General features: G+C 45.4%; 1 protein-coding gene. It reads left to right on the top strand.

The annotated features are described in order from the left end of the window. A partial coding sequence (locus JTI98_RS21080) for a S6 family peptidase (protein ID WP_252869615.1) occupies window positions 1-207 on the top strand: 207 nt, incomplete at both ends.

Genomic DNA, 207 nt, shown 5'->3' with positions numbered 1-207 from the left:
AGCGGTTCTCCACTTTTTGCGTGGGATGCGCAGAAAAACAAATGGGTTGTAGCTGGTGTGCTCAATGCTTATGCGGGTGTGAGTGGAAATACGAACTGGTATACGATCATCCCTGTCGGTGATGTGGCTAATACCTTAAAACAGGACGCTGATGCCCCAATCCATTCACAAAAAAATGAAGGTGATATTCACTGGACTTATGATGTC

This window comes from Citrobacter sp. MGH 55 (assembly GCF_016906145.1).
GTDB lineage: Bacteria > Pseudomonadota > Gammaproteobacteria > Enterobacterales > Enterobacteriaceae > Citrobacter_A > Citrobacter_A amalonaticus.
This window is presented reverse-complemented; position numbering and strand designations above follow the sequence as displayed.